At 75.9% G+C, this 855-nt stretch carries 1 protein-coding gene; it reads right to left on the reverse strand.

Annotation, left to right across the window (positions count from 1 at the left end; translation table 11 throughout):
- On the reverse strand, positions 1-855 hold an 855-nt coding region (locus tag ACFW2E_RS40685), incomplete at both ends, for a helix-turn-helix transcriptional regulator (RefSeq protein WP_384475306.1).

Below are 855 nucleotides of genomic sequence, written 5' to 3' on the forward strand. Positions count from 1 at the left end.
CCCCGGTACAGGTCCGTGACAGAGCGGGCCGCGGCCGCCAGCTCCGCGCGCACCTCGGGCGGCGAGACGACCTCCACCTGGTCGGAGAACGCCAGCAGTTGGCGGGTGGCCCGGACGACGGGGTACGACAGCCGGGCGGTCACCCACTCGCTCTCGCCGTCGCCTTCGCCGTCGTCGGGGAGTTCGGTCAGCGAAGCGGCCGTCATGCGCCGGAAGAGGTCGAGCCGGTCCCTGCGCACCCGCACCGTGACCTCGACCCCGCCCGGCCGCTCCTCGACCTGACGGCGCAACACCTCCCAGGCGTCGCCGAGTTCGACGCCGGGCCGGCGCCGCACGGGGTCGTCCAGCAGCCTGGCGGACCGTACCCGGTCGGCCCGGAACAGCTGCGGGCGCGCCCGGCGGTCGGCCACCAGGTACCAGACGCCCGCCTTGGCGACGAGACCGTACGGGTCGACGGTGTACGTCCGCGCCTCCCGCTCCCCGCTGTGCCGGTAGCGCAGCCGCAGGCGCCGGTCGGCGAAGACCGCGTCCTGCAGGACCTCCAGGTCGAAGGCCTGCCGCGGACCGCCCTTCCAGCGGGTGGCGTCGACCAGCACCCGGCGGCTGGTGGCCTCCGCGGCAGGCCGGTGCGGAGCCGGCAGGCCGGCCATCACCTTGCGCAGCGCCGAGCCGAGCGCCGCGTCCAGGCCGAGCGCGGCGTGCGCGCCCTGGGCGGCCAGGATGAACAGCGCGCGGGACTCGTCGGCGGTCAGGCCGGTGACGTCCGTGCGGAATCCGGCGAGGAGTTCGATGCCCCCGTGCCGGCCCCGTTCCGCGTACACGGGAACGCCGGAGGCCGACAGGGCCTCGACGTCA

The organism is Streptomyces sp. NPDC058964, assembly GCF_042741275.1.
In the GTDB taxonomy this organism is placed as follows: Bacteria; Actinomycetota; Actinomycetes; order Streptomycetales; family Streptomycetaceae; genus Streptomyces.